Origin of the sequence: Pseudomonas sp. R15(2017) (genome assembly GCF_002112685.1) — a bacterium.
Taxonomy (GTDB): Bacteria; Pseudomonadota; Gammaproteobacteria; order Pseudomonadales; family Pseudomonadaceae; genus Aquipseudomonas; species Aquipseudomonas glycinae.
In genome coordinates this window covers 687,070-713,361 of record NZ_NEII01000001.1, presented here as the reverse complement: position 1 = coordinate 713,361, position 26,292 = coordinate 687,070, and the positions used below count along the sequence as shown (strand labels likewise).

Annotated in this window: 22 protein-coding genes; 9 read left to right on the top strand and 13 right to left on the bottom strand. The window is 61.6% G+C overall.

The genetic code is table 11. The annotated features are described in order from the left end of the window. Positions 1–24 precede the first annotated feature (24 nt). From pqqF to CAF77_RS03285, 7 genes are all read left to right on the top strand, one after another. Complete coding sequence (pqqF, locus tag CAF77_RS03315) at positions 25–2,451, top strand: pyrroloquinoline quinone biosynthesis protein PqqF (protein WP_064380319.1); 2,427 nt, start codon at positions 25–27, stop codon at positions 2,449–2,451. A 159-nt stretch (positions 2,452–2,610) separates the two neighbouring features. Continuing rightward, positions 2,611–2,685: a pyrroloquinoline quinone precursor peptide PqqA gene (gene pqqA, locus CAF77_RS03310; protein ID WP_003444522.1), complete on the top strand. Its 75-nt coding sequence runs from the start codon at positions 2,611–2,613 to the stop codon at positions 2,683–2,685. An 84-nt stretch (positions 2,686–2,769) separates the two neighbouring features. Next, positions 2,770–3,681 (top strand): pyrroloquinoline quinone biosynthesis protein PqqB, encoded by a 912-nt coding sequence (gene pqqB / locus CAF77_RS03305; RefSeq protein WP_007959878.1) that lies wholly within the window; start codon positions 2,770–2,772, stop codon positions 3,679–3,681. Positions 3,682–3,701: 20 nt separating this feature from the next. Beyond that, entirely contained in the window at positions 3,702–4,454 is a 753-nt protein-coding gene (pqqC, locus tag CAF77_RS03300; protein WP_064380316.1) for a pyrroloquinoline-quinone synthase PqqC, read from the top strand. Then, positions 4,451–4,726 (top strand): pyrroloquinoline quinone biosynthesis peptide chaperone PqqD, encoded by a 276-nt coding sequence (gene pqqD, locus CAF77_RS03295; RefSeq protein WP_011336229.1) that lies wholly within the window; start codon positions 4,451–4,453, stop codon positions 4,724–4,726. The genes pqqC and pqqD overlap by 4 nt, the downstream gene beginning before the upstream one ends. Continuing rightward, positions 4,719–5,858 carry a pyrroloquinoline quinone biosynthesis protein PqqE gene (gene pqqE, locus CAF77_RS03290; RefSeq protein WP_371915526.1) on the top strand — a complete coding sequence of 380 codons (1,140 nt, stop codon included), beginning with the start codon at positions 4,719–4,721 and terminating at the stop codon, positions 5,856–5,858. The genes pqqD and pqqE overlap by 8 nt, the downstream gene beginning before the upstream one ends. Then, positions 5,824–7,632, top strand: a complete 1,809-nt coding sequence (locus CAF77_RS03285; RefSeq protein WP_085654019.1) for a S9 family peptidase — start codon at positions 5,824–5,826, stop codon at positions 7,630–7,632. Before pqqE ends, CAF77_RS03285 begins: the two co-directional genes overlap by 35 nt. A 3-nt stretch (positions 7,633–7,635) precedes the next feature. Here the strand turns inward: CAF77_RS03285 and CAF77_RS03280 are convergent, their stop codons facing one another. Beyond that, the gene (locus tag CAF77_RS03280; RefSeq protein ID WP_003228885.1) at positions 7,636–7,794 is read right to left on the bottom strand and encodes a YqaE/Pmp3 family membrane protein; all 159 of its coding nucleotides are present in this window, start codon (positions 7,792–7,794) and stop codon (positions 7,636–7,638) included. Between the two features lie 206 nt (positions 7,795–8,000). Continuing rightward, the gene (locus CAF77_RS03275) at positions 8,001–9,284 is read right to left on the bottom strand and encodes an aspartate aminotransferase family protein (RefSeq protein WP_085654018.1); all 1,284 of its coding nucleotides are present in this window, start codon (positions 9,282–9,284) and stop codon (positions 8,001–8,003) included. Between the two features lie 169 nt (positions 9,285–9,453). Here CAF77_RS03275 and CAF77_RS03270 point away from each other — a divergent pair, with 169 nt between their 5' ends. Next, positions 9,454–10,383, top strand: a complete 930-nt coding sequence (locus tag CAF77_RS03270) for a LysR family transcriptional regulator (protein WP_064380308.1) — start codon at positions 9,454–9,456, stop codon at positions 10,381–10,383. A 227-nt stretch (positions 10,384–10,610) separates the two neighbouring features. On the opposite strand, the gene CAF77_RS03265 is transcribed toward CAF77_RS03270, so the two are convergent. From CAF77_RS03265 to bioB, 11 genes are all read right to left on the bottom strand, one after another. Next, positions 10,611–12,389 (bottom strand): acyl-CoA dehydrogenase C-terminal domain-containing protein, encoded by a 1,779-nt coding sequence (locus CAF77_RS03265; protein ID WP_011336234.1) that lies wholly within the window; start codon positions 12,387–12,389, stop codon positions 10,611–10,613. Positions 12,390–12,573: 184 nt separating this feature from the next. Then, complete coding sequence (locus CAF77_RS03260; protein ID WP_064380307.1) at positions 12,574–14,370, bottom strand: acyl-CoA dehydrogenase C-terminal domain-containing protein; 1,797 nt, start codon at positions 14,368–14,370, stop codon at positions 12,574–12,576. A gap of 90 nt (positions 14,371–14,460) precedes the next feature. Beyond that, complete coding sequence (locus CAF77_RS03255; protein ID WP_064380305.1) at positions 14,461–15,750, bottom strand: GGDEF domain-containing protein; 1,290 nt, start codon at positions 15,748–15,750, stop codon at positions 14,461–14,463. Between the two features lie 210 nt (positions 15,751–15,960). Further along, positions 15,961–18,075, bottom strand: coding sequence for a cytochrome-c peroxidase (locus tag CAF77_RS03250; RefSeq protein WP_064380303.1), 2,115 nt, complete (start codon positions 18,073–18,075; stop codon positions 15,961–15,963). A 260-nt stretch (positions 18,076–18,335) separates the two neighbouring features. Continuing rightward, entirely contained in the window at positions 18,336–20,141 is a 1,806-nt protein-coding gene (locus CAF77_RS03245) for a phenylacyl-CoA dehydrogenase (RefSeq protein WP_011336238.1), read from the bottom strand. 275 nt (positions 20,142–20,416) lie between these two features. After that, positions 20,417–20,713 carry a hypothetical protein gene (locus CAF77_RS03240; protein ID WP_064380301.1) on the bottom strand — a complete coding sequence of 99 codons (297 nt, stop codon included), beginning with the start codon at positions 20,711–20,713 and terminating at the stop codon, positions 20,417–20,419. A gap of 106 nt (positions 20,714–20,819) precedes the next feature. Next, complete coding sequence (gene bioD, locus CAF77_RS03235) at positions 20,820–21,500, bottom strand: dethiobiotin synthase (protein WP_011336240.1); 681 nt, start codon at positions 21,498–21,500, stop codon at positions 20,820–20,822. Then, positions 21,497–22,303: a malonyl-ACP O-methyltransferase BioC gene (gene bioC / locus CAF77_RS03230; RefSeq protein WP_064380299.1), complete on the bottom strand. Its 807-nt coding sequence runs from the start codon at positions 22,301–22,303 to the stop codon at positions 21,497–21,499. The genes bioD and bioC overlap by 4 nt, the downstream gene beginning before the upstream one ends. Further along, complete coding sequence (locus CAF77_RS03225; RefSeq protein ID WP_064380297.1) at positions 22,296–23,027, bottom strand: alpha/beta fold hydrolase; 732 nt, start codon at positions 23,025–23,027, stop codon at positions 22,296–22,298. The genes bioC and CAF77_RS03225 overlap by 8 nt, the downstream gene beginning before the upstream one ends. Beyond that, entirely contained in the window at positions 23,020–24,198 is a 1,179-nt protein-coding gene (gene bioF / locus CAF77_RS03220; RefSeq protein WP_064380294.1) for an 8-amino-7-oxononanoate synthase, read from the bottom strand. The genes CAF77_RS03225 and bioF overlap by 8 nt, the downstream gene beginning before the upstream one ends. Before the next feature lie 169 nt (positions 24,199–24,367). Continuing rightward, positions 24,368–25,423: a biotin synthase BioB gene (gene bioB / locus CAF77_RS03215; RefSeq protein WP_011336244.1), complete on the bottom strand. Its 1,056-nt coding sequence runs from the start codon at positions 25,421–25,423 to the stop codon at positions 24,368–24,370. Between the two features lie 91 nt (positions 25,424–25,514). Between bioB and CAF77_RS03210 the strand changes: the two genes are divergently transcribed. Continuing rightward, the gene (locus CAF77_RS03210; protein ID WP_064380292.1) at positions 25,515–26,255 is read left to right on the top strand and encodes a ComF family protein; all 741 of its coding nucleotides are present in this window, start codon (positions 25,515–25,517) and stop codon (positions 26,253–26,255) included. Positions 26,256–26,292 lie beyond the last annotated feature (37 nt).

Below are 26,292 nucleotides of genomic sequence, written 5' to 3'. Positions count from 1 at the left end.
CACTTCACTGTTCTGGAAGTGCCCATGCCTGCGCCGACTCACCCCCGCCCCCACACCGAAACCCTGGCCAACGGCTTGCGCGTGACCCTGCGTCACGTGCCCGGAGTGAAGCGCAGCGCCGCCGCGTTGCGGGTGGCTGCCGGCAGTCATGACGTGCCGTTGGCGTGGCCGGGGCTGGCGCACTTCCTTGAGCATTTGCTGTTCCTCGGCACTGAGCATTTTCCTGCAAGCCAAGGGCTGATGGCTTACGTGCAAAGTCACGGCGGTCAAGTGAATGCCAGCACCCGCGAGCGCACCACCGATTTCTTCTTTGAGTTACCGCCTGCGTCCTTCCGCGCTGGGCTGGAGCGCCTATCGGACATGCTCGCCCATCCGCGTATGAATCCGGACGATCAGGTGCGGGAGCGAGAAGTGTTACAGGCGGAGTTTGTCGCGTGGTCGCAGGATGCTGCGGCTCAGCAGAAAGAGGCGCTGTTCGAGGGATTGTCGGCAGCGCATCCTTTGCGCGGCTTTCACGCTGGAAACCGCGACAGCCTGCCGGTTGAACAAGCGGATTTTCAGCAGGCGTTGAGAGATTTCCATCAGCAGTTTTACCGCACCGGGCAGATGATCCTGAGTCTGGTCGGGCCGCAGAGTGTGGAAGAACTGCGAGCGCTGGCGGAGCAGTTTGCCGCCGCGCTGACGGCTGGGGATAAAACTTCACAGGCAGCCCCCGTTCGCTTGATGGACACTCCACAGGCAAGTTATCAACAGGTCGGCGAACGGAACGGCAATCTGCTGTTTGCGTTGGAGGGTTTGCCGAAGTCGTCGGCCGAGGCGCTGGCGTTTCTTTGTCACTGGTTGAACAGTGCCAAGCCCGGTGGGCTGCTCGCTCACTTGCAACAGCAGGGATTCGCGGAAGGCTTACAGGCCTGTGTACCCTATCAATTTGCTGGGCAGGCTTTGCTACATATTCAGTTCACTGGGGCATCCGGGTCACTCGACGCTCTCCGCGCACAGTTTCTCGACTGGTTGAGCTTCTTCGCAGCGCAGCAGGACTGGCCGGCGTTGCGTCAGGAGTATGCAATGCTGCTTGAACGGCAGCAGCAGGTCAGCGGCGCGTTGCAGCTGGCGCGAATCGACAGCGAACGACTTGAAAATGGCCTCTGCGATTCGGCCGTTGCGGCGCTGAAAGTGATTCTCGGCAAAATCGGCACTGTGGATAACTTCAGCAGCCACTGGCATCTACCCGCTGCCAATCCGTTCCTGCGCGCAGCCGAACCGCTGGCCAACGCCGGCCTGATCCGCGGCCAGACCAGCGCCCACCGAGGTCTGCGCACGTTCGCTCAGGATCGCTCGCGCAGCCGTCGCGAACGCTCGCCAATGCAATTCAGCCAGGCGCTGCCGGATAACGGTGACGAAGGTGCGGTGTATGTTCGCTGGCAGACGGAAGCAGCGGCCACGGCCGAGCTGCAAGCGAAACTGCAACGCAGTCTGCGGGAGGTTTCCGACGACGCGCGTCAGGCCGGGGTCGAATTGTCCTTCAACGCCACGGGTAATCAGTGGCTGCTGAATCTCACCGGCCTGCAGGACACGCTGCCCGTTGTGCTGGAGCACGCGCTGAAATCCCTGACTCAAGTGGGCGCCGACTCCGCGAAAGGCGAGCCGCAACCTGCGCTGATACCGATCCGCCAACTGCTCAAGGCATTGCCCGAAAAGTGCCTGACAGCGGTAGGCGAATCCGATGACGCCGCGCACCTGTGGACAACTTCCCGCTGGGACGGCCTGGCCTTGGGGCTCAGCCCACAAACCCAGTCAGCCATGGGTCTGGCCCTGAGCCGCATTCCCGGCATCCCGGACAATCAAATTCCCGCACCTTCTGTCATCAACGCCGGGCTCCAGTGGAATCAGATCGACAGCGACTCCAGCGAACACGCCTTGTTGCTGTTCTGCCCGACCGCCAGCCACGAAATCGCCGATGAAGCCGCGTGGCGCATGCTCGCCCACCTGTGCCAGACGCCGTTCTACCAACGCCTGCGAGTCGAACGGCAACTGGGTTATGCGGTGTTCAGCGGGTTGCGCCAGATTCATGGCCAGAGCGGATTGCTGTTCGGTGTGCAATCGCCCACGGCCACCGCCGCGCAATTGCTCGACCACATTCAGCAGTTTCTCGATGGCCTGCCAGCCCTTGTCGAACAGCTGGATGCCGCCAGCCTCACTCAGCAACGCCAGACGCTTGCCGATCAGTTCGATGACAACGTCCTGTCCGGCAAAGATGCGGCCGAACTCCTGTGGCAGGCCCGCCTCGCCGGCCACTCGTCGGATTATCTGCTGCAATTACGCAGCGCAATCGCTCAACTGGATCGCCCGGCGTTGCTGGCCGCCGCACAACGTCTGATCCGCGCCGAGGGCGGCTGGCACGGTCTGGCCAACAGCCCTTCGCCGGGCGCGCCCTGGCACGCGGCTAAATGATCATTACCGGGGCTGCAAGGAGCTTTCTCAAAGATTCACGGGCAAAGCCCCTGAAATTTTGAGTAACATAGCCACCTAACTATTTGGAACATCCCCGCGCTGCCGTGGACTATACCTATGGATAGCGCTATCTCACCCACCTGAAAAAGGAGTCACCCGATGGCTTGGACTAAACCTGCTTACACCGACCTGCGCATCGGCTTCGAAGTCACCATGTACTTCGCCAGCCGCTGAGTCCTGCCTCAAGCAGAACACTGCAGTGCAACGCCTCGGCTCGCCGGGGCGTTTTATTTTCAGCGTTGAAATGATGGAGCGTTCATGTTCGTCCAGATTCTGGGTTCGGCCGCCGGTGGCGGTTTTCCGCAGTGGAACTGCAACTGCGTCAATTGCGCCGGTTTTCGCGACGGCAGCCTGAATGCCCAGGCCCGCACCCAATCGTCCATTGCCATCTCCGATGACGGCGTGAACTGGGTACTGTGCAACGCCTCCCCGGACATCCGCGCGCAGCTTCAGAGCTTCGCCCCGATGCAACCGGGCCGTGCCCTGCGTGACACCGGCATCAGCGCGATCATCCTGATGGACAGCCAGATCGACCACACCACCGGTCTGCTCAGCCTGCGCGAAGGTTGCCCGCATCAGGTCTGGTGCACCGACATGGTCCACGAAGACCTGAGCACCGGTTTCCCGCTGTTCACCATGCTCAAGCACTGGAACGGCGGGCTGGACTGGAACCGCATCGAACTCGACCAGAGCTTCACCGTCGCCGCGTGCCCGAACCTGCGCTTCACCCCGCTGCCTCTGCGCAGCGCCGCACCGCCTTACTCGCCGCACCGCTTCGACCCGCACCCGGGCGACAACATCGGCCTGATCGTCGAAGACCTCAGCACCGGCGGCAAACTGTTCTACGCCCCGGGCCTGGGCAAGGTCGACGCGCCGCTGCTGGAAATCATGGCCGGCAGCGACTGCGTGCTGGTGGACGGGACGATGTGGGACGACGACGAAATGCAGCGCCGTGGCGTCGGCACCCGCACCGGCCGCGAAATGGGCCACCTGGCGCAGAATGGCCCCGGCGGCATGCTCGAAGTGCTGGAACAGCTTCCCGAGCAGCGCAAGGTGCTCATCCACATCAACAACACCAACCCGATTCTCGACGAAGACTCCCCAGAGCGCGCGGAACTGGTTCGGCGCAATGTTGAAGTGGCGTATGACGGCATGAGCATCGTCCTGTAACGAATGCCCGGAGAACCGCAATGACCGACACCCCGCTGTCCCCCACCGAATTCGAGGCGGCCCTGCGCGCCAAGGGCGCCTATTACCACATTCATCACCCGTATCACGTGGCGATGTATGAAGGCCGGGCCACCCGTGAGCAGATCCAGGGCTGGGTCGCCAACCGCTTCTACTATCAGGTGAACATCCCCCTGAAAGACGCGGCGATCCTCGCCAACTGCCCGGATCGCGAGATCCGCCGCGAGTGGATTCAGCGCCTGCTCGACCACGACGGCGCCCCCGGTGAAGATGGCGGCATCGAAGCCTGGCTGCGCCTCGGCCAGGCCGTCGGTCTCGATCCGGATCAATTGCGCTCCCAGGAACTGGTGCTGCCCGGCGTGCGTTTCGCCGTCGACGCCTACGTCAACTTCGCCCGCCGCGCCAGTTGGCAGGAGGCCGCCAGCAGCTCGCTGACCGAGCTGTTCGCGCCCCAGATCCACCAGTCGCGGCTCGACAGCTGGCCGCAGCATTACCCGTGGATCGACCCGGCCGGCTACGAATATTTCCGCACCCGTCTCGGCCAGGCCCGGCGCGATGTCGAGCATGGTCTGGCGATCACGCTGGAGCACTACAAGACCCGCGAAGGCCAGGAACGCATGCTGGAAATTCTCCAGTTCAAACTGGACATCCTTTGGAGCATGCTCGATGCCATGAGCATGGCCTACGAACTGAACCGCCCGCCGTATCACAGCGTCACCGATCAACGGGTCTGGCATAAAGGAATCGCCTTATGAGTTTCGACCGCAGCAAGACCCCGACCTGGCGTCCCGGCTACCGTTTTCAGTACGAACCGGCACAGAAAGGCCACGTGCTGCTGTACCCGGAAGGCATGATCAAGCTCAATGAAAGTGCCGCATTGATCGGCGGCCTGATCGACGGTGAGCGGGATGTCGCGGCGATCATTGCCGAACTCGACAAACAGTTCCCCGGCGTGCCCGAGCTCGGTGACGACATCGAGCAATTCATGGAGGTTGCCCGTGCGCAGCACTGGATCACCCTTGACTGATCTGCCGCCCAAGCCTGAGGTCGGTCTGCCGCTGTGGCTGCTCGCCGAGCTGACTTACCGCTGCCCGCTGCAATGCCCGTACTGCTCCAATCCGCTGGATTTCGCCGAGCAGGGCAAAGAGCTGAGCACCGAGCAGTGGATCAAGGTGTTCCGCGAGGCGCGGGAGATGGGCGCGGCGCAACTGGGATTCTCCGGGGGCGAGCCGCTGGTGCGCCAAGACCTCGCCGAGCTGATCCGTGAAGCGCGCCAGTTGGGTTTCTACACCAACCTGATCACCTCCGGCATCGGCCTGACCGAGCAGAAGATCAGCGACTTCAAGAAGGCCGGGCTCGATCACATCCAGATCAGCTTCCAGGCCAGCGACGAGCAAGTGAACAACCTGCTCGCCGGCTCGAAAAAAGCCTTCGCGCAGAAACTGGAAATGGCCCGCGCCGTGAAGGCCCACGGCTATCCGATGGTGCTGAACTTCGTCACTCATCGGCTCAACATCGACAAGATCGACCGCATCATCGAACTGTGCATTGCGCTGGAGGCCGACTTCGTCGAACTCGCCACCTGCCAGTTCTACGGTTGGGCGCAGCTCAATCGTGTCGGCCTGTTGCCGACCAAGGAACAACTGGTTCGCGCCGAACGCATCACCAACGAATACCGCGCCAAACTGGAAGCCGAAGGGCATCCGTGCAAGCTGATTTTCGTCACCCCGGACTATTACGAAGAGCGCCCGAAAGCCTGCATGAACGGCTGGGGCAGTCTGTTTCTGACGGTCACACCGGACGGCACCGCCCTGCCCTGTCATGGCGCCCGACAGCTGCCGGTACAATTTCCCAATGTGCGCGACCACAGCATGCAGCACATCTGGTACGACTCGTTCGGCTTCAACCGCTTTCGCGGCTATGACTGGATGCCAGAGCCGTGCCGCTCCTGCGACGAAAAAGAGCAGGATTTCGGCGGCTGCCGCTGCCAGGCCTTCATGCTTACCGGCGATGCCAGCAATGCCGACCCGGTGTGCAGCAAGTCAGAACATCACGGCGTGATTCTCAAGGCCCGCGAAGAAGCCGAGCACGCCACCCAGACCATCGAACAACTGGCCTTTCGCAATGAACGAAACTCGCGCCTCATCGCCAAAGGCTGAGCCTTTCAGCGCCACCGCTGCGGTTGCCGCCGGCGTGGACTTCGCCGAATTGCAGCTCGGCGCCCGTGGTTTGTTCTGGAATGAATATCGCCCGACAGACGCCGCGTGCCGGATCTGGCACTGGCGCGATGGTGTGGCGAAATGTCTGACGCCTACGGGTTTCAGCGTGCGCAGCCGGGTGTACGAATATGGCGGTGGGGCGTTTTGCCTGACGCCTGACGGGGTGGTTTTCGTCAACGAGGCGGATCAACAGCTGTATCGCCAGACGCTGGACGGCGAGCCCGTGGCATTGACGTCTGGCGAGTGTCGTTATGGCGATCTGAACTACGCCAACGGGCAGGTGCTGTCCGTTGAAGAGAACGGTGATCGCCATCGGCTGGTGGCTATCGATCTGGCGAATGGCGAGCGTCATAGGCTGATTGAAGGCGCGGATTTTTATGCATCGCCGATCATCAGTCCGGACGGCCAGCGCCTGGCGTGGATCGAGTGGAGCCGTCCGCATCAGCCGTGGACATCCACACGACTGATGCTCGCCGCGCGCTCGGATAGCGGGTTTTCCGTCCCACGCTGTGTGGCGGGTGAAACCCTTGAAGAGTCGATCCAGCAACCGCGTTTCGATGCCAATGGCCGACTGGGCTGTCTGACCGATCGTGGTGGTTATTGGCAACCGTGGGTCGAGTCGGCAAACGGTTTGCAACCGTTAGCTAGCGCCGAAGCCGATCACGCGCCGGCCCCATGGCAACTTGGCGGCTGCACCTGGCTGCCCACCGGCGAAAGCTTTCTGGCGAGCTGGAGCGAAGGCGGTTTCGGTCGTCTGGCGCTCAACGGCGAAGACTTCACCGGCGACTACAGTCGCTTCCGGCATCTGGCTGTCGATGATCAATTTGTCTACTGCATTGCCGCATCACCGATCAGCCCTTCAGCGGTGATCGCCATTGATCGCGACTCGGGCGAAGTGAACGTCCTGGCCGGCGGTGTTGCACCGCTGCCAGCCGAGCGCATCAGCCGACCGCAAACCCTGCGCTACCCCAGTGGTTCGGGTGAAGCACACGGTTTCTTTTACCCGGCCACGAATGGCGATGCGAAACCGCCGCTGGTGGTGTTCATCCACGGCGGCCCGACATCAGCCTGCTACCCGATGCTCGACCCGCGCATTCAGTACTGGACACAACGAGGCTTCGCCGTCGCCGATCTCAACTACCGAGGCAGCAGCGGTTATGGCCGGGAGTATCGGCAGGCGCTGCATCTGAGTTGGGGCGCGGTGGACGTCGAGGATGCGTGTGCGGTCGTGGCCTACCTTAATGATCGCGGCATGATCGACGGCGAACGTGCATTCATCCGTGGCGGCAGCGCCGGTGGTTACACGACGCTATGTGCCCTGGCGTTCCATCAGGTATTTCGCGCCGGCGCCAGCCTGTACGGCGTCAGCGACCCGGTGGCCCTGGCCCGCGCAACACACAAGTTCGAAGGCGATTACCTGGACTGGCTGATCGGCGACCCAGAGAAGGACGCCGAACGCTACGCCGCCCGCACGCCGTTACTGCACGCAGGCAACATCCGCGTACCGGTGATTTTCTTTCAGGGTGAACTGGACGCCGTCGTCGTGCCGCAACAGACCCGCGACATGGTCGCGGCTCTGGAGCAAAACGGCATTGAGGTCGAGGCGCATTACTACGCCGACGAACGCCACGGCTTCCGCCGGGCCGCCAACCAGGCCCATGCGCTGGAGCAGGAATGGCGGTTCTACCGGCGAGTGATGGGTTTGACGGACTGAGACTCAGCGTTTGGCGATGATGTACACCGCATGCACGATCCCCGGGATGTAACCGCACAACGTCAGCAGAATGTTCAGCCAGAACGCGCCGCCGAACCCGACCTGCAGAAATACACCCAGTGGCGGCAACAGAATGGCAATGATGATGCGGATAAAGTCCATGGGGCAGCTCCTGATTGGGGGTTGGCTCACCTGAGCCATACAAGCTAATCGACCTGTGCCGTTTGTCAGGGTTCAGTGCAAACCGCAATCTCGCCATCTGATTGCCATTACCCGGCCACAAAAAAACGCCCCACGCCAAAAGAATCAGGCGTGGGGCGTGCGTTATACCGCGAGACGGTTCTTGAATTCGGGTGGGAAACTTCAGCTCAGACGGCAATTCCTTTGCGGCATTGCAGTTGCGCGGTGCGTACTCGGGAAAAGGCACGGGCCAGGCGCAAAAGCATTTCGTCGATGTTGGCCTTGCTGACAGTGAGCGCCGGGGTGAAGCGCAGGCAGTTGGCTTGTGGGGCGTTGAGCAGCAAGCCTTCGTGAAGCGCGGCTTTAACGACGGCTTCGGCGGAGTCTTCCGACAGGCTCAGTCCCCAGAACAGGCCCTGCCCGCGTAACTCTCCATGCTCATAGCGATGGGCCAGACGGGCGAGCCCTTCGCGCAGATGCTGGCCGTTGTCCCGGATCTGTTCGAGAAAGGCGCGATCCTGCACACTGTCGAGCACCACCAGGCCTGCGGCGGTCATCAGCGCGTTGCCATGATGCGTACCGCCCAATTCCCCAGGATCGAAACAGCAAGCCTTGCCTCGCGCCAGCAACGCCGCCAGAGGCACGCCACCGCCGAGGCCTTTGCCGAGCACGACGATATCGGCGCGCACCCCATAGGACTGTTCGGCGAGCAAGGTGCCACAGCGGCCGATGCCAGTCTGAACCTCGTCGAGAATCAGCAGAATCCCCAACTCCCGGCACAAACGTTCGACACCCTTGAGGTAATGCTCGGTCGCCGGGATCACCCCGGCATCGCTCTGGATCGGCTCGAGCATGATGGCCACGGTCTGCGCATCCACCGCCGCATGCAGTGCCGGCAGGTCATTGAACGGCACCAGATCGAAACCCGGCAGCAACGGTGCGAAGCGGTTGTACAGGTTGCAACTGTCCGACGCCGAAATCGTCGCCAGACTACGTCCGTGACAGCCTTGTCTGGCGACAATGATCCGCGAGGCGCCGCCGCGATGCAGCTGGCCCCATTTGCGCGCCAGTTTGATCGCTGCCTCACAGGCCTCGCTACCGCTGTTGAGCAGATAGGCCTGATCACTGCCAGTGCTCGCACAAAGACGTTCGGCAAGGCTGAGCATGCCGCGGTTGTACAGATTGAAACCGGGATTGATCAGGGCCTGGGCCTGGCTGGCGATAGCCTTGACCAGCGCCGAAGGACTGTGGCCAAGGCTGTTGGCACCGCCGGCCTGGGAAAAGTCCAGGTAGGCGCGGTCATTGCTGTCCCACAGCCAGGAACCCTGGCCGCGAACGAATACCTGCTGCGGACGCTCGACGCTGGGCATCAGGCGCTCGGCATTCAAGCCATCAGCGGCATCCGATTCACGGGTTTCAAAAGCCAGGTCATCGAGGCTCGGCGTCTGGCGCCGCAAACTGAACAGATTCATTGAAAAAAACCTCGATCGAGGTTTTTTGAACTGCCTATGCAAACACTTTCAAAACAAACGCTGGTCATTGCGCTTTCCGGCCCTGTAAGCCTTGTGAATGCGGTTAGACTAGGCCGGTTCACGGCGTCGAGCCATTTCGATTTCCCAGCATTTTCGATAAGTGTTACTTATGGATTTCAAACAACTGCGTTATTTCGTCGCGGTCTACGAAGAAGGTCATGTCGGACGCGCCGCCGAGCGTCTGTCGATCTCTCAACCCGCGCTGTCCCAGCAGATTCGCCACCTGGAACAAAACCTCGACGTCACCCTGTTCGAGCGCAGCAGCAAACGCCTGCTGCCGACCCTTGCCGCCCATACCTTGTACAACCACGCATTGCCACTGCTCGACGGCATGCAGCGTGCACGCGAGGCGTTGGGTAACTTCAAAGGGCAGGCTCTGCGCACATTGGCGATCGGCGTGCTGCAAACCGTGCACACCAGCCTGGTGCCGCAAATGCTGGAGAGAGTGCGCAAGGCCCAGCCGCATCTGGTGGTGCAGATTTATGAACTGACGGGCCTTGAGATCGAACGGCGGTTGCTCAACGGCTCGCTGGACATCGGCATCAGCTATCTACCGCCACGCCAGCCGGGGCTGCACGGCGTGATGTTGTACGAAGATGAACTGACACTGGTCATCCCGGCGGATCATCCGCTGCGGGAATTCAAGAAAGTCTCGATGAGCCAAGCTGCCGAATTGCCGATGCTCCTACTGGGCGAAGAATTTCAGATCCGTCAGATCTGGCAGGCCCAACTGGCCAGCCTCGGACGTCGCCCGCAAGTGCAGGCCGAGCTGAACAATATGGTGGGGATTCTCGACAGCCTGCCGCATACCCGTCTGGCGACGGTGCTGCCCGGTCGTTCGCAAAAGGAGTACGACGATCAGGATCTGCTGTGGAAACCGTTGAGTGAGCCGCGCGTGCCGTTAAAGGTCGGGCTGGTATGTCGCGATGTGCAGCGCCAGCAAGCGCCATTGGCCTTGCTGCGAACGTTGCTGGAAGAGGTGATGCAGCGCGAAGACAAGCCGCTGAAAGGTGCGCCGCCACTGGACGCTCTGAGCTGAAAACTTTTCTGCGGGCATAAGAAAACCCCGCCGAAGCGGGGCTTTGCAGACTGTTTCCCTGACATCCATTTCACTCCGCCACCCTGGCAGAATCCTACGTGTCCGTGTTGTTGCTTTGCGCTTCCTGCGCGACGTCCATGGAAAGTAGATTAGCTCTGGATCCAATCCACGCCTATGGGAGAACAGCAGCACGTCATGTAAGCGATCGCTTACATGACGTTACATCATCAGAACTGCGCAGCGTCCAGCAGGAACAGCGACTCGCTTCCAGCCTTGACCGACGCGCTCAACGAGTGAATCCGCGGCAGCAGACGGGCGAAATAGAACCGCGCCGTGCCGAGTTTGCTCGCGTAGAAATCGTCCTGCGCTTCTTTGCCCAGCGACGCCTTGGCCATCAGCGCCCACATGTACGCGTAAGCGGTGTAGCCGAATACTTGCAGGTACTCGACCGACGCCGCGCCGATTTCGTTCGGGTTGGTTTTCGCCCGGTCCAGCAACCACGAGGTCAGCTCGTCGAGGGTGTCGACAGCATCATTCAGCGGCTTGGTGAACTCGCCCAGATCGGCACTGGCGGTCGCAGTGAAATGGCGGATCTCGTCGGCGAACAGCTTGTAGAACGCGCCGCCGCTGCCGACGATCTTGCGCCCCACAAGGTCCAGCGCCTGAATGCCGTTGGTGCCTTCGTAGATCTGGGTGATGCGCACGTCACGCACCAGTTGCTCCTGGCCCCACTCACGGATGTAGCCGTGGCCGCCGAAGATCTGCTGGCCGTGGACGGTGGTTTCCAGACCCAGATCGGTCAGGAACGCCTTGGCCACTGGCGTCAGCAAGGCCACCAGATCCTCTGCACGCTTGCGGGTGGCGGCGTCTTCACTGAATTTGGCGGTATCGAGTTGCATCGCCACGTAGGTGGAGAACGCACGGCCGCCTTCGTTCGAGGCTTTCATGGTCAGCAGCATGCGACGCACGTCCGGGTGAACGATGATCGGGTCAGCGACCTTGTCCTTGTTCTGCGCGCCGGTCGGCGAACGGCTTTGCAGGCGGTCGCGGGCGTATTCGATGGCGTTCTGGTACGAGCGCTCGCCGGTGGCCAGGCCCTGGATGCCGACCCCCAGACGCTCGTAGTTCATCATGGTGAACATCGCGGCCAGGCCCTTGTTTGGCTCGCCGACCAGGTAACCCACGGCTTCGTCGAAGTTCATCACGCACGTAGCCGAAGCCTGGATGCCCATCTTGTGTTCGATCGAACCGCAGTTCGCCGGGTTGCGCGCGCCCAGGCTGCCATCGGCATTGACCATGAACTTCGGCACCAGGAACAGTGAAATGCCTTTCGGCCCCGCTGGTGCGTCCGGCAGTTTGGCCAGTACCAGGTGGATGATGTTTTCGGTCAGGTCGTGCTCACCGCCGGTGATGAAGATCTTGGTGCCGCTGACCTTGTAGGAACCGTCGGCCTGAGGTTCGGCCTTGGTGCGAATGATGCCCAGGTCGGTGCCGGCGTGTGGCTCGGTCAGGCACATGGAACCGGCCCAGACACCGGCGTACATGTTCGGCAGGTAAGCGGCTTTCAGCTCTTCGCTGGCGTGGGCGTTGATCGACAGGCAAGCGCCGGCGGTCAGCATCGGGTACAGACCGAAGGACAGGCTGGCGGAGTTGACCATCTCTTCGACCTGGGCCGAGACGGCTTTTGGCATGCCCATGCCGCCGTAGGCCGGATCACCGCCAACACCGACCCAGCCGCCTTCGGCATACGTCTGATAAGCCTGTGGGAAACCGGCCGGCGTAGTGACGGCACCGTCGGCCCAGTGGCAGCCTTCTTCATCGGCGGCACGGCTCAGGGGCGCAATGCTTTTGCTGGTGACCTTGCCGGCCTCTTCGAGAATGGCCTCAACGGTTTCCGCGTCCACCGTCTCGGCCAGGGCCGGCAGTTCGGCCCAGAGTTTGGCGACTTCGAACACTTCATTGAGGACGAAGCGCATATCGCGCAGCGGCGCTTTGTAGTCAGCCATGGCAAACCTCGCAAAGATCTAAACAGGTGATTCGTGGAAGGGTGTTTTCGTTGAGCTGGAGTGTAACCCAACAACTTTTGCGACACATAGGGTCAGGCGGTGACTGATTTGTTATTTTTAGTCACAAGCAATCAACCATAAAGAAGCCCGCAATCAGCGGGCTCTTTTGTTTAACAGTGGCGTGTTACAGCGAGAACAACTGCGCCGGCAGTTTCATCAGGCAATCGCTACCCGCCTCGATCGCCGCACGATGCGCAGCGGTGCGCGGGAGCAACCGCTTGAAGTAAAACTCGCACGTCGCCAGTTTGCCCTGACAGAAATCGCCATCACCCTCCCCCGACTCCAGCTGAGTCTGAGCGACCAGCGCCATGCGCAGCCACAGGTAGCCGAGAACGATGTAACCGCTGTACATCAGGTAATCCACCGAAGCCGCGCCGACTTCATCCGGGTTCTTCATCGCGGCCATACCGACCTTCATGGTCAGCTCGCCCCATTGCTGATTGAGGTCATCGAGTTGCGCGACAAACCCGCCCAGTTGCGCATGACCGGCATTGGCAGCACAGAACTTGTGAACGATTTTGGTGAAGTTGCGCAGCAGTTTGCCCTGGCTGCCGAGCACTTTGCGCCCGAGCAGATCCAGCGCCTGAATGCCGTTGGTGCCTTCGTAGATCGGTGCAATGCGGCAATCGCGAACCAGTTGCTCCATACCCCACTCGCGGATAAATCCATGGCCGCCGAACACTTGCATGCCGAGGTTGGTCACCTCCAGGCCGGTGTCGGTCATGAACGCCTTGCAGATCGGAGTCAGGAACGCCAACAGGTCTTCGGCCTCCTGACGCGCCTCGGCGTCCGGGCTCAGGTGCGCGACATCGAGCATCTGCGCGGTGAAATAGGTCAGCGCACGGTTGCCTTCGTTGAAGGCTTTCATGGTCAGCAGCATGCGTCGCACGTCCGGGTGGACGATGATCGGATCCGCCGGTTTTTCCGGTGCTTTGGCGCCGGTCAGGGCGCGCATCTGCAGGCGGTCGTTGGCGTATTTGATTGCGCCCTGGAAACTCGCTTCGCCCAGACACAGGCCCTGCATCCCGGTGCCGAGACGCGCGTGGTTCATCATGGTGAACATGCAATTCAGGCCCTTGTTCGGCTCGCCGATCAGGAAGCCTTTGGCTTCGTCGAAGTTCAGCACGCAGGTGGCCGAGGCCTTGATGCCCATTTTGTGCTCGATCGAGCCGCAGGAAACACCGTTGCGCTTACCCGCCTCACTGGAGGCGTCCGGGAGAAATTTCGGCACGATGAACAGCGAAATCCCCTTGGTCCCGGCCGGTGCGTCCGGCAGTTTGGCCAGCACCAGATGAATGATGTTGTCACTCATGTCGTGCTCGCCGGCGGAGATGAAAATCTTGCTGCCGGTCACTGCATAACTGCCGTCGGCCTGAGGCACCGCGCGGGTCTTGATAATGCCCAGGTCGGTGCCGCAATGGGCTTCGGTCAGGCACATGGTGCCGGTCCACTGGCCCGCAGTAAGTTTGCGCAGATAGGTGTTTTTCTGCTCGTCGGTGCCGTGGGCGTGGATCGCCGACATGGCGCCATGGGTCAGGCCCGGGTACATGCCCCACGAGGTGTTGCTGGAGGCGACCATTTCGCTGATCACCAGCCCCAGCGAACTCGGCAGGCCCTGGCCGCCGTAAGCCGGATCTGCCGCCAGACCGTGCCAGCCGCCTTCCACGTATTGTGCGAAGGCTTGCTTGAAGCCTGTAGGCGTTGTCACCACGCCATTGTCGAAATGGCAGCCCTCTTCGTCGCCGCTGCGATTGAGCGGCGCCAGAACGTTCTCACAGAACTTCGCGCCTTCGTCGAGGATCGCGTTGATCATGTCCGGGCTGGCGTCGTGGGCGCCGAGGGCCGCGTACTGAGTGTGGAAGTCAAAGACGTGGTCGATCAGAAAGCGCATATCGCGCAACGGAGCTTTGTACTCGGGCATGGTGGCTTCTCCTTCAGCAGATTGCTTCAACCTACTGCCGGCCACCCTGCCCCACAATCACTGTCCAGACGCTGAATGCGCCGTCATCACTCAACCTGCGGCGCTGTCCATGCGCACCGCGCCACGGCGGTTCTGACCGAACGCCATCACGCAGTTTCGGCCTGCGCCCTTGGCGCTGTAGAGCGCCTGGTCGGCGGATTTCAGCACCTCTTCCGGGGTGCGCTGTTCCAGGCGTTCGGCCACGCCGATGCTGACCGTGACCGACACGCTGGACGCCCCCGAACCCGAGCGGCGCTGACGGCCCTGCTGATCATCCTGCGGGCGACTTTCCTGATTGCGCAGCTGAATGTTGTAGGACGCAATCGACTCGCGGATGACTTCCAGGTGCGGCATGCACTCTTCGAGGGTCTTGCCCGCAAACACCAGGGCGAATTCCTCGCCACCGTAGCGATACGCCCTACCGCCGCCGCTGATTTTGGACAGCTTGCTGGCGACCAGACGCAACACCTGATCCCCCACGTCGTGGCCGTGGGTGTCGTTGAATTTCTTGAAATGATCGACGTCGCTCATCGCCAGCACATAGTTGCGACCCAGACGCTGCATGCGCTCGTTGAGTGCGCGGCGGCCCGGCAAACCGGTAAGTTCGTCGCGGAAGGCCATTTGATACGCCTCGTGCGCCACCGCCGCCGCAATCATCAACATCACCTGGCTGCACATGATGTTCAGGGTGAACGGCAGGATGAAAGTTTTCGGCAGCATCCAGAACACCCCGAGCAACCCCACCAGTTGCGCCGCGTGCAGAGGACGCGGGTTGCGCCAGTATTGCCAGGCCAGCAGCAGGAACGCCGAGATGAACACCGGATACGACAACTGGATCAGGCTCATCCATGCGCCGTGCAGCGCCGGCCAGCGGATCTCGGAAAGCCACATCAGCAACGCCTGCGGGTAGCTTTGCTCGAGCCCCAGCGCCACGCTGCCAAAGGCCAGCAGCACGGCGAAGCGCGCAACCATGTCCTGAAACAGATGCGTGCGTTCCTGCCATGCGGCGAACAGACCGAACAGCAACGGCAGCAACAGACAGACCAAGTGGAACACCACGGCCGCATCTTCGCGCACCTTGCCGTTGTCGCGGTAATAGTCAGTCTGAGTGTCGAGCAGGAAGTAGGCGATGTACACCGTGACCATCAGGAACAGCTCGCGCTGGCGTCGGTAAACCGCACAGTACGAGCCGCCCAACAGCAACACCAAGGTCGGCAGCACGTTAAACAGTGAGGTGAAGAATACGTTGAGGTCTTTGACGTACGCAGCCGCCAACCCCGCGAGCAACAACAGCAGTGAAGGTAGAAAATGACTGAAACGTACAGCGGAAGAACGCGGCAAGGGAAAAAGCTCCGACCCGTCATAGCAAAGAGATGGCATTGTGCCTGCAATGTGGCCAGTTAAGCACACACAATGTGATCCAGATCACAGGCTGTCTCTTTAACGGCCGAAATCGGCAGTTGCTGAGTAATTCAGTAAGGTTTTTTGCGCAATGGCCGCTAGACGGCCACCATGGCCATCATTCTTGATGGCCATGGTGTGTTTTTATGCTCAGAGATCGTTGTAGAACGGCTGCAATGGCCCCTCTGCTGCCGGCCGGCCTTCAGCACCGTAAGGCTTGAGATTGAGCGATGCGTCCATCGCCTGGCGAGTCGTGACCTTCGGACTGGCCGGGCGTTGAGTCACGGCATTCTCATCGCCGATGTGGCCCTGCGGGATCACCAGCGACGGATGATCGAACGGCGCGCGCTCCCAGGCCACGCGCGGATCGGTCAGGCCGACCTCCATGAATTTCACCAGCGCGTCGATTTCATCGGGCGTCAGGTTCAGCGCCGTCATGTCCGGATCGAGGTTGGAGGTGTTGTGCTGATTCACCGCCGGATGCTCAAAGCCGCTGGTGTTGTTGGCATCTTCACCACGCCGGTCACCGCCACGGTTATAGAACTCCATCACCTGCTTGAGCGTCGAGCGGCTGCCGTTGTGGAAGTATGGCCCGGTCAGAGCGATGTTGCGCAGGGTCGGAGTCTTGAACGCGCCGTCGACCGAATCGCGGAAGCCGACATTCGGTTTGAGCGTGGCATCGCACGGAATCGCCGCACTCAACGGTGCCTCGAACGTGCAGACATCGACGTCCAGCGGATCCACCGACCGGCCGCCCTGCAACACGCTGTTGTACTGCCGGGTGAACGACCATGGATTGCCCCAGGCATCCGCGCCGCCGAGGGCCAGGTCTTCCGAGGTCGGGCGCACACCGGTGTTGTAGAAGCCGTTGTCGTAAAGGGTGGTCAGGTTGTCGGCCATCACCATCCGCTCGATGCGTTCGCGCGGGTGCATCAGCAAGCGGCTGGCGGCGTTGGTCAGCTCCGGTCCGCCGTGGCAATTGACGCATTTGCCCTTGCCGAGAAACAGGTTCATGCCCTCCACCTGTTGCGCGTTCATTGCCGTGTGATCGCCCTGCAGGTAAGCATCGATCGGCGCCTGATCGGACACCAGCGTGGCCTCATACATCTGGATCGCCAGGCCGAAAAACAGCGGGAAGTTGGCCTCCATCTGGGTGTACGGCACGCCGCCCACCAGAACGTTTTGCGTGGCGTTCCACAGCCGGGGCTGGAAGGCGTTCTTGATCAGCTCGCGATAGGTCGGCCGCCGTGCGCCGGACACCGGAGCCAGTACCGAATCCGTGGACGAGATCCGCTGCTGCTTGAGCATCAACGTGTCGAGCATCCTGCGACCAATGTCGGCAAAAGTGCGGCCACCGCAGGACATTTCCACCGGGCTGCCGGGTGGGCCGACGGCTTGCGAGGCGGCAGACGCATCGTTGAGCGCGAGCCGCACTTTGGTCGCGACCGTGCTGCGTTCGCTGGTCACGTAGATCCCGGCATCCGGGTCGCGATTACCGAACGGCGAGAAGCCGTTGAACACGTTGTTGGCCCGACCGTCCCAGAAGTTGCGCACGTTGAACGCGGCGTTGATCACCGACGGCGCATTGCGCCCCGTGCTGCGGCGAACGTTGATGCCGCCGACCTGGAAAATACCGTCCGGCTGCTGAGTACATTTGTCGAAACGCGCCTGATTGGGTTTGACGAAGTTGGCGTCGAACACGCCTTGCGAGCCGACCACATCGTCCGTCGAGTACACGATGGGCGAGTTGCGCTCCAGCGGATTGCTCAGCACGTGGGTCGGGAAGTCGGTTTTCTTCAGCGTGTAGTTCGGGCCACCCTTGCCACCGGACAATGTCGCGTAGGACGCCACGTCACCGGGAATGTCCGAGGCTACGAACGGTTTGTTGAAGATCGACGCGACGTTGGCGTTGGTATGCGCCTGGCCGGGGTTGAGCTGGTTGGTGATGCGGTGGTCGACGCCGGCGTGGTAGTGGCAGGACGCGCAGGCCGTGGACCCATCGCTGCCGATCTCCATGTCCCAGAACAGCGCCTTGCCCAGCAGGATCGCAGCCTGGCGATTGAGCACGTAGTCGGTCATCAGGTCGACCTTGCGCCCGCCTTCGGTTCCGGACGGATCGGGGGGCACCATCCCGCGCAACGATTGCAGCGAAGGCACCTCCGGCACGGGAGGATCGACCACGGCGGGGTCGGCGGCCCAGGCGCTGTGGACTGACAGCGCGATGGGTAACCAGAAGGTCAAACGAGCGAGTCGACTGATGTTCATAGGCTTCACCCTGACTGTTGTTGTTAAGTGCCGGGCGTCTTGCTTCTTTGAGCAGGCAGTTCTGGTTAGCACCGGTAAATCGGGCAGTGCAATTAATTGGCCACTCTTCTGGAAACATTTTGAATCAATAATCGCAAGGGGTCGGCTGAGCAGCGCCCTCATCAATGCTGGGGAATCAGCCCCGGGATTGGGGAAATCCGGGCACAAAAAAACCGCTGCCCCCGAAGGAGCAGCGGTTTTTCAAAAGACTGCGTTGAGGCTTAGTAGCCCAGTGCGAAGTCTTCTTCTTTCATGTCCATCAGGTTGTTGGCGCCCGACAGCATGGTGGCCACGTGCGTACGGGTACGCGGCAGGATGCGCTGGAAGTAGAAGCGCGCGGTTTGCAGCTTGGCGGTGTAGAACGCCTCATCGGTGGTGCCGGCAGCCAGTTTTTCGGCAGCCAGACGCGCCATGTCAGCCCAGAAGTAGGCCAGGCAGGCGTAACCGGAGTACATCAGGTAGTCCACCGAGGCCGCGCCGACTTCTTCGCGATCTTTCATGGCAGCCATACCGACCTTCATGGTCAGCTCGCCCCACTCTTTGTTCAGTGCAGCCAAAGGTGCGACGAACTCTTTGACGGCTTCGTTGCCTTCGTTGTTCTGGCAGAACTTGTGGACGATCTTGGTGAAGCCTTTCAGAGCCTCGCCTTGAGTCATCAGCACTTTACGGCCCAGCAGGTCGAGTGCCTGGATGCCGGTGGTGCCTTCGTACAGCATCGAGATGCGGCTGTCGCGGACGTTCTGCTCCATGCCCCACTCGGCGATGAAGCCGTGGCCGCCGTAGATCTGTACGCCGTGGTTGGCGGATTCGAAACCGACTTCGGTCATGAACGCTTTGGCGATCGGAGTCATGAAGGCCAGCAGTGCGTCGGCTTTCTTCTTCTCTTCTTCGTCCACGCCGTATTTGACGATGTCGACCTGTTTGGCGGTGAAGTACACCATCGCACGGTTGCCTTCGGCGAATGCCTTCATGGTCAACAGCATGCGGCGTACGTCCGGGTGAACGATGATCGGGTCAGCGGCCTTGTCCGGCGCTTTCGGGCCAGTCAGGGAACGCATTTGCAGGCGATCGCGAGCGTACTTCAGGCCGCCCTGGAAACCGATTTCGGCGTGGGCCAGACCTTGCAGCGCGGTACCCAGACGTGCGGTGTTCATGAAGGTGAACATGCAGTTCAGGCCTTTGTTCGCCGGACCGATCAGGAAACCGGTCGCGCCGTCGAAGTTCATCACGCAGGTCGCGTTGCCGTGGATGCCCATCTTGTGTTCGATCGAACCACAGGTCACGGCGTTACGCGTACCGACGGTGCCGTCGGCGTTCGGCAGGAACTTCGGAACGATGAACAGGGAAATGCCTTTGGTGCCGGCCGGTGCGTCCGGCAGGCGGGCCAGTACGATGTGGACGATGTTGTCGGCCATGTCGTGTTCACCGGCCGAGATGAAGATCTTGGTGCCGGAAACTTTGTAGGAACCGTCGGCCTGAGGTTCGGCCTTGGTACGCAGCATGCCCAGGTCGGTGCCGCAGTGCGGCTCGGTCAGGCACATGGTGCCGGTCCATTCGCCGGAGACCAGTTTGGTCAGATAGGCTTCCTGCTGCTCTGGGGTGCCGTGCTCGGAGATGGTGTTCATCGCGCCGTGCGACAGGCCCGGGTACATGCCCCACGACCAGTTGGCTTCGCCGACCATCTCGCTGACAGCCAGACCCAGCGACTCAGGCAGACCCTGACCGCCGTGCTCGACGTCATGGGCCAGGCTTGGCCAGCCGCCTTCGACGAATTGCTTGTAGGCCTCTTTGAAGCCGGTCGGGGTTTTCACGCCGGACTCGCTCCAGGTGCAGCCTTCGGTGTCACCCACGCGGTTCAGCGGTGCCAGCACCTGCTCACAAAACTTGGCGCCCTCTTCGAGAATGGCGTCAACCATGTCCGGCGTTGCTTCTGCGCACGCTGGAAGGCTCTGATAGTGCGCTTCGTAGCCGAGCAATTCGTCACGAACGAAGCGAATATCACGCAAGGGGGCCTTGTAGTCAGGCATAGCGATAAACCTCTGCTGATGTAACCGGGAATGAACGACCGCATTGATTTGTTGTGACGGTCAAACAGTTGTTTGAAACATACGTTTACGCCGAAATCTTGTCAAGCGTCGTTCTTTTGCCATTCGTCATCACATTTTCCGAACGCCGGACACAGCAGCGCGACATGCACCCGACCGGGCCATGTGCACTGAAAAAAGATTAGTTGAGGGAGAAGGACTTACAACGAAAAACGCCGCGAACAGTCGCGGCGTCTGGCAAAGCTCGGATCAAAAAATCAGGCGAACGTATCGATGATCGTACCGAGCATTTCATCGGAAGCCTTCGCGACTTTCGTGCCCAGCTCCACTTGAAACTTGCCTTGGGCCATCTCGGCCATGGCGCTGCCCGGATCCATTTGCTGGCTGCGATCCACACTGCGCAGGCGATCGATCTGGGCTTCGGAAGACTGGCTGGTAACCGAACGCTCGATGGCGTTGTTGGCGATCTGGCTGGCGGCCTGATCGACGCGGTTCTGCCCGGTCTGAATGGTGCTCAGACCTGCATAAAAAGCTGTGTTTCCAGAGATTTCCATGGGAGCTCTCATCCTTGGGAAGGATCAATGGGTGCCATTGAATCAGAGGCGTCAGAAAAACACCCGTCAAAAACACTAATGGCACAGTGCCTTATCATAGCCAAAATCAGTCGAGCAGATCCAGTTGCAAGTGATCGGCGACCGCTTCGGCGCTGACGGCCTTGAGTTTCGGCACCCGCCCCAGGCAGGGTGCCGGAATCCGCTCGGCCAGTGTCGCGAGGTTTTCTTCGAGCCGCGACGTCTTCGGATCAATGATGTTCGCCACCCATCCGGCCAATTGCAGCCCGTCTCGGGCAATCGCCTCGGCGGTCAACAGCGCGTGGCTGATGCAACCCAGACGCACACCGACCACCAGAATCACCGGCAGCTTCAGCGCAATCGCCAGATCCGACAGATTGTCCTGATCCGCCAACGGAACCCGCCAGCCGCCTGCGCCTTCGATCAGCGTGAAGTCGGCGTTCATGGCCAGAATCTCGCGCATCGGCCCCAGCAACGATTGCACGGTCAGCGCCACACCCGCCTCACGCGCTGCCAGATGCGGCGCGATCGCTGGCTCGAACGCCACCGGATTGACCTGTTGATACGTCAGCGGCAACGAGCATTCGGCCTGCAACGCCAGCGCATCGGAATTGCGTAAACCTCTGGGCGTCACTACGCAACCGGACGCTACCGGTTTGCCCGCCGCCGTACTCAGCCCCGCCGACCGCGCAGCGTGCAGCAACCCGGCGGCGACGGTGGTCTTGCCAACGTCAGTGTCGGTTCCGGTGATGAAATAGGCTGCGCTCATAAGGGTTTCTCCAACACGGCGTAGACCACCTGATAAGTCGCCGGCAAGCCCTGCGGCTGACGGAACTGCTCGTAGGCTTCGACCAGCCCCAGAATCCGCGCCCGTCCGGTCAACCCACCCGGCCGGCCAGGGTTCAGGTTATGCGCGCCCAAGGCCTTGAGTTCATGGGTCAGGCTGCGCACATCCGGGTAATGCAGCACATGCAGCCGGTTCTCCAGACAAACACTGCGCAAACCACTGGCCGCGCACAATTGCTCGTAGCGGGCGAATTCGCGGAAGCGGTTGACGTGCACCAGACCATCGACCTGACGCCAGCTGTCGCGCAACTCGTACAGCGTCCCTGCACAAAGACTAGCAAACGCGAAAATCCCCCCCGGCTTCAGCACCCGAAACGCTTCGCCGAGCACCGCTTCGAAGTCTGCGCACCACTGCACGGCGAGGCTGGAGAAGATCAGATCACACGTCGAATCCTGCAACGGTAAACGTTCGGCATCGCCAGCAATAAAGTGCGTGGCCCCACCCAACGGCCGCGCGTGACGGAGCATGCCCTCGGCGATATCCAGTGCCAGCCCCTCACCAAATCGCTCGGCCAGCGCCCGAGTGAAATAGCCGGTGCCACAGCCCAGATCCAGCCAGCGTGCCGGCCGAAAATCCACCGGCAAGCGATTCATCAACTGTGTACCGACATCGCGCTGCAACTCGGCGACGCTGTCATAGCTGGCCGCTGCGCGAGAAAAAGAAGCCGCGACCTGGCGCTTGTCAGGCAAGCCGCCGGGCAACGCCGCAACAGACAAATCAGTCATCACCGCACTCACTCAAAAACGCCTGGATCGCACCCGCCACACCGTGGGGGTCTTCCAGAAGAAACGCATGGCTGGCCTGCTCGATCAGGCCGACCTCGACATCCGCCAGCAACGCGAACAACTCGCCCGCGGCTTCCGCCGGCACCAGCCCGTCCAGCCCGCCAAACAGATGCAATTGCGGACCACGAAACGCCTGCAAGGCTTCGCGTGTATCGATCTGCGCCAACAATTCCAGACCGGCCATCAACGCGGCTGGCGAGGTATTCGGCGCGCCGCCGAGCAACAGCCGCGACAAGCCGCGCGCGTCTTGCGCGCCCTGGGCGCATAACAGAGAGAATCGCTTGAGGGTCGTGCGCGGGTCGGCGCTGCAGCCGGCCAGGAACGCATCGAAGGTCTCGCCGGGCATCGCGCTCGGCCACTGCTCATGGGCGACAAACGAAGGATTACTCGCCAGGGTCAGCAAGCCGCAGCAATGTTCGCCACGCCGCGCCGCCAGCTCGGACGCGAGCATGCCGCCCAGCGACCAGCCGCCGAGCCAGGCATCTTCGGGGATGCGCTCATCGAGTTCGTCGAGCCAGTCCTGCAGATCGCTGGAGTCCAGCTCCGGTAACGGCTCGATGTCGACCTGCAGGTGTTCGTCGAGTCCGCGCAACGCAGCGGCCAGCGGCTCCAGCGGCGAAACGCCGAGCCCCCAACCCGGCAGCAGAATCAGGCGATCACGCATGGCTTGGCTCCGACTTGAGTTGCGCAAAGCAATCGGCCAGTCCTTCTAACAATAGCCGCACCTGTGCCTCGCTGTGGACGGCGGTCAGCGTCACCCGCAGCCGCGCGCTGCCGGCAGGCACGGTCGGCGGCCGGATTGCGGTGACCATCAGTCCACGCTCGCGCAGCATCTGCGACAGACGCACGGCGCGACCGGCATCGCCGATCAGGATCGGCTGGATCGGCGTGAAGCTGTCCATCAGTTCCAGACCGATCTGTTCGGCGCCATGGCGGAACTGGCGGATCAGCGTCTGCAAATGCTCGCGACGCCAGTGTTCGCTGCGCAGCAACTCCAGACTCTTCAAGGTTGCGCAGGCCAGCGCCGGTGGCTGGCTGGTGGTGTAGATGTACGGGCGGGCGAACTGGATCAGGCTTTCGATCAGTTCTTCACTGCCTGCCACGAACGCACCCGCCGTGCCGAACGCTTTGCCGAGCGTGCCGACCAGCACCGGCACATCTTCCTGGCTCAAACCGAAATGCTCGACGATCCCGCCACCGTTTGCCCCCAGCGGGCCGAAACCGTGGGCGTCATCGACCATCAGCCAAGCGCCTTTGGCCCTGGTTTCCCGGGCCAGCGCCGGCAGATCGGCGAGATCGCCGTCCATGCTGAACACGCCGTCAGTGACCACCAGCGTATTGCCGGTGGCTTTCTCCAGACGCTTGGCGAGGCTGTCAGCGTCGTTGTGCAGATAACGATTGAAGCGCGCGCCGGACAACAATCCGGCATCCAGCAACGAGGCATGGTTGAGCCGATCTTCGAGCACCGTATCGCCCTGCCCGACCAATGCGGTGACCGCGCCGAGGTTGGCCATGTAACCGGTGGTGAATAGCAGCGCACGTGGCCTTCCGGTGAGGTCTGCCAGAGCTTCTTCCAATTCGTGATGCGGGCCGCTGTGGCCGATCACCAGATGCGAGGCACCGCCGCCGACGCCCCACTTCGAGGCACCGGCGCGCCAGGCTTCGATCACTTGCGGATGATTGGCCAGGCCCAGGTAATCGTTGTTGCAGAACGCCAGCAGCGGCTGACCGTCGACCACCACTTGCGGCCCTTGCGGGCTTTCAAGCAGCGGTCGCTGGCGATAGAGATTGTCGGCACGACGGGCAGCAAGGCGTGCGGCGAGATCGAAAGACATGCAAGCCTCGAACTGTCAAATCACATGAATCAGGATGGACACCGATCTTGTGGGAGCTGGCTTGCCAGCGATGGCGGCGCCACATTCAACATCAGTGTCAACTGTCAGTCCGCTATCGCTGGCAAGCCAGCTCCCACAGGAGTGTTGCTTCAGCAAATCGGGGCGAGTTTCAGACCGCCGCGTTGTAGAACTGCTCGCTGCTCTTCTGCTCCACCAGCGCCTGCTCGATGGCAGCCTGATGCACTTCGTCGGCGTGCTCTTCGCGGGCTTCCGGCTGAATGCCCAGACGTGCGAACAACTGCATGTCCTTGTCGGCCTGCGGGTTGGCGGTGGTCAGCAGTTTGTCGCCGTAGAAGATCGAGTTGGCGCCGGCGAAGAACGCCAGGGCCTGCATCTGCTCGTTCATCGCTTCGCGGCCGGCGGACAGGCGCACGTGGGATTGCGGCATCAGGATCCGCGCCACGGCGAGCATGCGGATGAAGTCGAACGGATCGACGTCGTCAGCGTTTTCCAGCGGCGTGCCGGCGACTTTCACCAGCATGTTGATCGGCACCGATTCCGGGTGCTCCGGCAGGTTGGCCAACTGGATCAGCAGGTTCGCGCGGTCATCGAGGGACTCGCCCATACCGAGGATGCCGCCGGAGCAGATCTTCATCCCCGCATCGCGCACATAGGCCAGGGTCTGCAGACGCTCGGCATAGGTGCGGGTGGTGATGATGCTGCCGTAGAACTCCGGCGAGGTGTCGAGGTTGTGGTTGTAGTAGTCGAGCCCGGCCTTGGCCAGTGCTTCGGTCTGATCCTGATCGAGACGACCGAGGGTCATGCAGGTTTCCAGGCCCATGGCCTTCACGCCTTCGACCATCTTCAGCACATAGGGCATGTCCTTGGCCGACGGGTGCTTCCACGCCGCGCCCATGCAGAAACGGGTCGAACCGATGGCCTTGGCGCGTGCAGCCTCTTCGAGGACTTTCTGCACTTCCATCAGCTTCTCTTTTTCCAGCCCGGTGTTGTAGTGACCGGACTGCGGACAATATTTGCAATCTTCCGGGCAGGCACCGGTCTTGATCGACAGCAGGGTGGAAACCTGGACGCGGTTGGCGTCGAAATGCGCGCGGTGCACCGTCTGCGCCTGGAACAGCAAGTCGTTGAATGGCTGAACGAACAGTGCTTTGACTTCAGCCAAAGTCCAGTCGTGACGCAGGGTGGCAGTGGTGCTGGCGCTCATGGGCGTTTCCTTGGTTATGCTTGGCTGGCGCCTGGGGAAACGGAATACCCACAGGCACGACACGGATGTTCGGCATATTTAAGGAAGAGTCATGCGCTGTCAACCAGACTACGAGAGACCGGTTTACATCTGGTTAAAAAACAAACAACGCTGCTTGTTGTGTGACGAACCGGCAGACGCGCAAATCCCGATCTGTAGCGCTTGTGAAACCGATTTGCCGTGGCTGGGCGATCAATGCCTGAACTGCGCCCTGCCCTTGCCCGCCTACGGCCTGACCTGTGGCGGCTGCCTGCAGGAACCGCCGGCCTTTGAAACGGTGGCCGTGCCCTGGACTTACAGCTTTCCGGTGGACACGCTGATCACCCGTTTCAAGCACAACGGCAAATGGCCGCTTGGCCACTTGCTCGCCGACGTTCTTGGCCAATTCCTGCAACATCGCTTCGAAGAAGACCTGCCGCGCCCGGACGCCCTGCTGCCGGTGCCGCTTGCGCCGAAACGCTTGCGCCAGCGCGGCTTCAACCAAGCGGCGATGCTCGCGCAGTGGCTGGGCAAGTCACTCGACCTGCCTTGCGAGGAGCACAGCCTTTTGCGCGTGCAGGATACCGACGCCCAGCAGGCCCTCAACGCCAAGGCGCGTAAACGCAATCTGCGTCACGCCTTCGCCTTGAGCCCCGATGCCCAGGTGCAAGGCCGGCACCTGGCCCTGGTCGACGACGTGCTGACCACCGGCGCCACCGCTCAGGCACTGGCCCGTTTGCTGATGGACGCCGGCGCCGCGCGGGTGGATGTGTACTGCCTGGCCCGCACGCCAAAACCCGGCGACGCGGCTTGACGGATACGCTTCGAGCCGCCAACGTCCTCCCTCAACC

Coding starts and splice junctions, on each gene's coding strand:
- CAF77_RS03260 (WP_064380307.1), bottom strand. CDS start 14,370: ATGCCCGAGTACAAAGCTCCGTTGCGCGATATGCGCTTTCTGATCGAC.
- bioD (WP_011336240.1), bottom strand. CDS start 21,500: ATGAGCGCAGCCTATTTCATCACCGGAACCGACACTGACGTTGGCAAG.
- bioF (WP_064380294.1), bottom strand. CDS start 24,198: ATGTCTTTCGATCTCGCCGCACGCCTTGCTGCCCGTCGTGCCGACAAT.
- CAF77_RS03265 (WP_011336234.1), bottom strand. CDS start 12,389: ATGGCTGACTACAAAGCGCCGCTGCGCGATATGCGCTTCGTCCTCAAT.
- CAF77_RS03240 (WP_064380301.1), bottom strand. CDS start 20,713: ATGGAAATCTCTGGAAACACAGCTTTTTATGCAGGTCTGAGCACCATT.
- pqqC (WP_064380316.1), top strand. CDS start 3,702: ATGACCGACACCCCGCTGTCCCCCACCGAATTCGAGGCGGCCCTGCGC.
- bioB (WP_011336244.1), bottom strand. CDS start 25,423: ATGAGCGCCAGCACCACTGCCACCCTGCGTCACGACTGGACTTTGGCT.
- CAF77_RS03285 (WP_085654019.1), top strand. CDS start 5,824: ATGAACGAAACTCGCGCCTCATCGCCAAAGGCTGAGCCTTTCAGCGCC.
- pqqB (WP_007959878.1), top strand. CDS start 2,770: ATGTTCGTCCAGATTCTGGGTTCGGCCGCCGGTGGCGGTTTTCCGCAG.
- CAF77_RS03275 (WP_085654018.1), bottom strand. CDS start 9,284: ATGAATCTGTTCAGTTTGCGGCGCCAGACGCCGAGCCTCGATGACCTG.
- CAF77_RS03280 (WP_003228885.1), bottom strand. CDS start 7,794: ATGGACTTTATCCGCATCATCATTGCCATTCTGTTGCCGCCACTGGGT.
- CAF77_RS03270 (WP_064380308.1), top strand. CDS start 9,454: ATGGATTTCAAACAACTGCGTTATTTCGTCGCGGTCTACGAAGAAGGT.
- CAF77_RS03210 (WP_064380292.1), top strand. CDS start 25,515: ATGCGCTGTCAACCAGACTACGAGAGACCGGTTTACATCTGGTTAAAA.
- CAF77_RS03245 (WP_011336238.1), bottom strand. CDS start 20,141: ATGCCTGACTACAAGGCCCCCTTGCGTGATATTCGCTTCGTTCGTGAC.
- pqqD (WP_011336229.1), top strand. CDS start 4,451: ATGAGTTTCGACCGCAGCAAGACCCCGACCTGGCGTCCCGGCTACCGT.
- CAF77_RS03225 (WP_064380297.1), bottom strand. CDS start 23,027: ATGCGTGATCGCCTGATTCTGCTGCCGGGTTGGGGGCTCGGCGTTTCG.
- CAF77_RS03250 (WP_064380303.1), bottom strand. CDS start 18,075: ATGAACATCAGTCGACTCGCTCGTTTGACCTTCTGGTTACCCATCGCG.
- bioC (WP_064380299.1), bottom strand. CDS start 22,303: ATGACTGATTTGTCTGTTGCGGCGTTGCCCGGCGGCTTGCCTGACAAG.
- pqqF (WP_064380319.1), top strand. CDS start 25: ATGCCTGCGCCGACTCACCCCCGCCCCCACACCGAAACCCTGGCCAAC.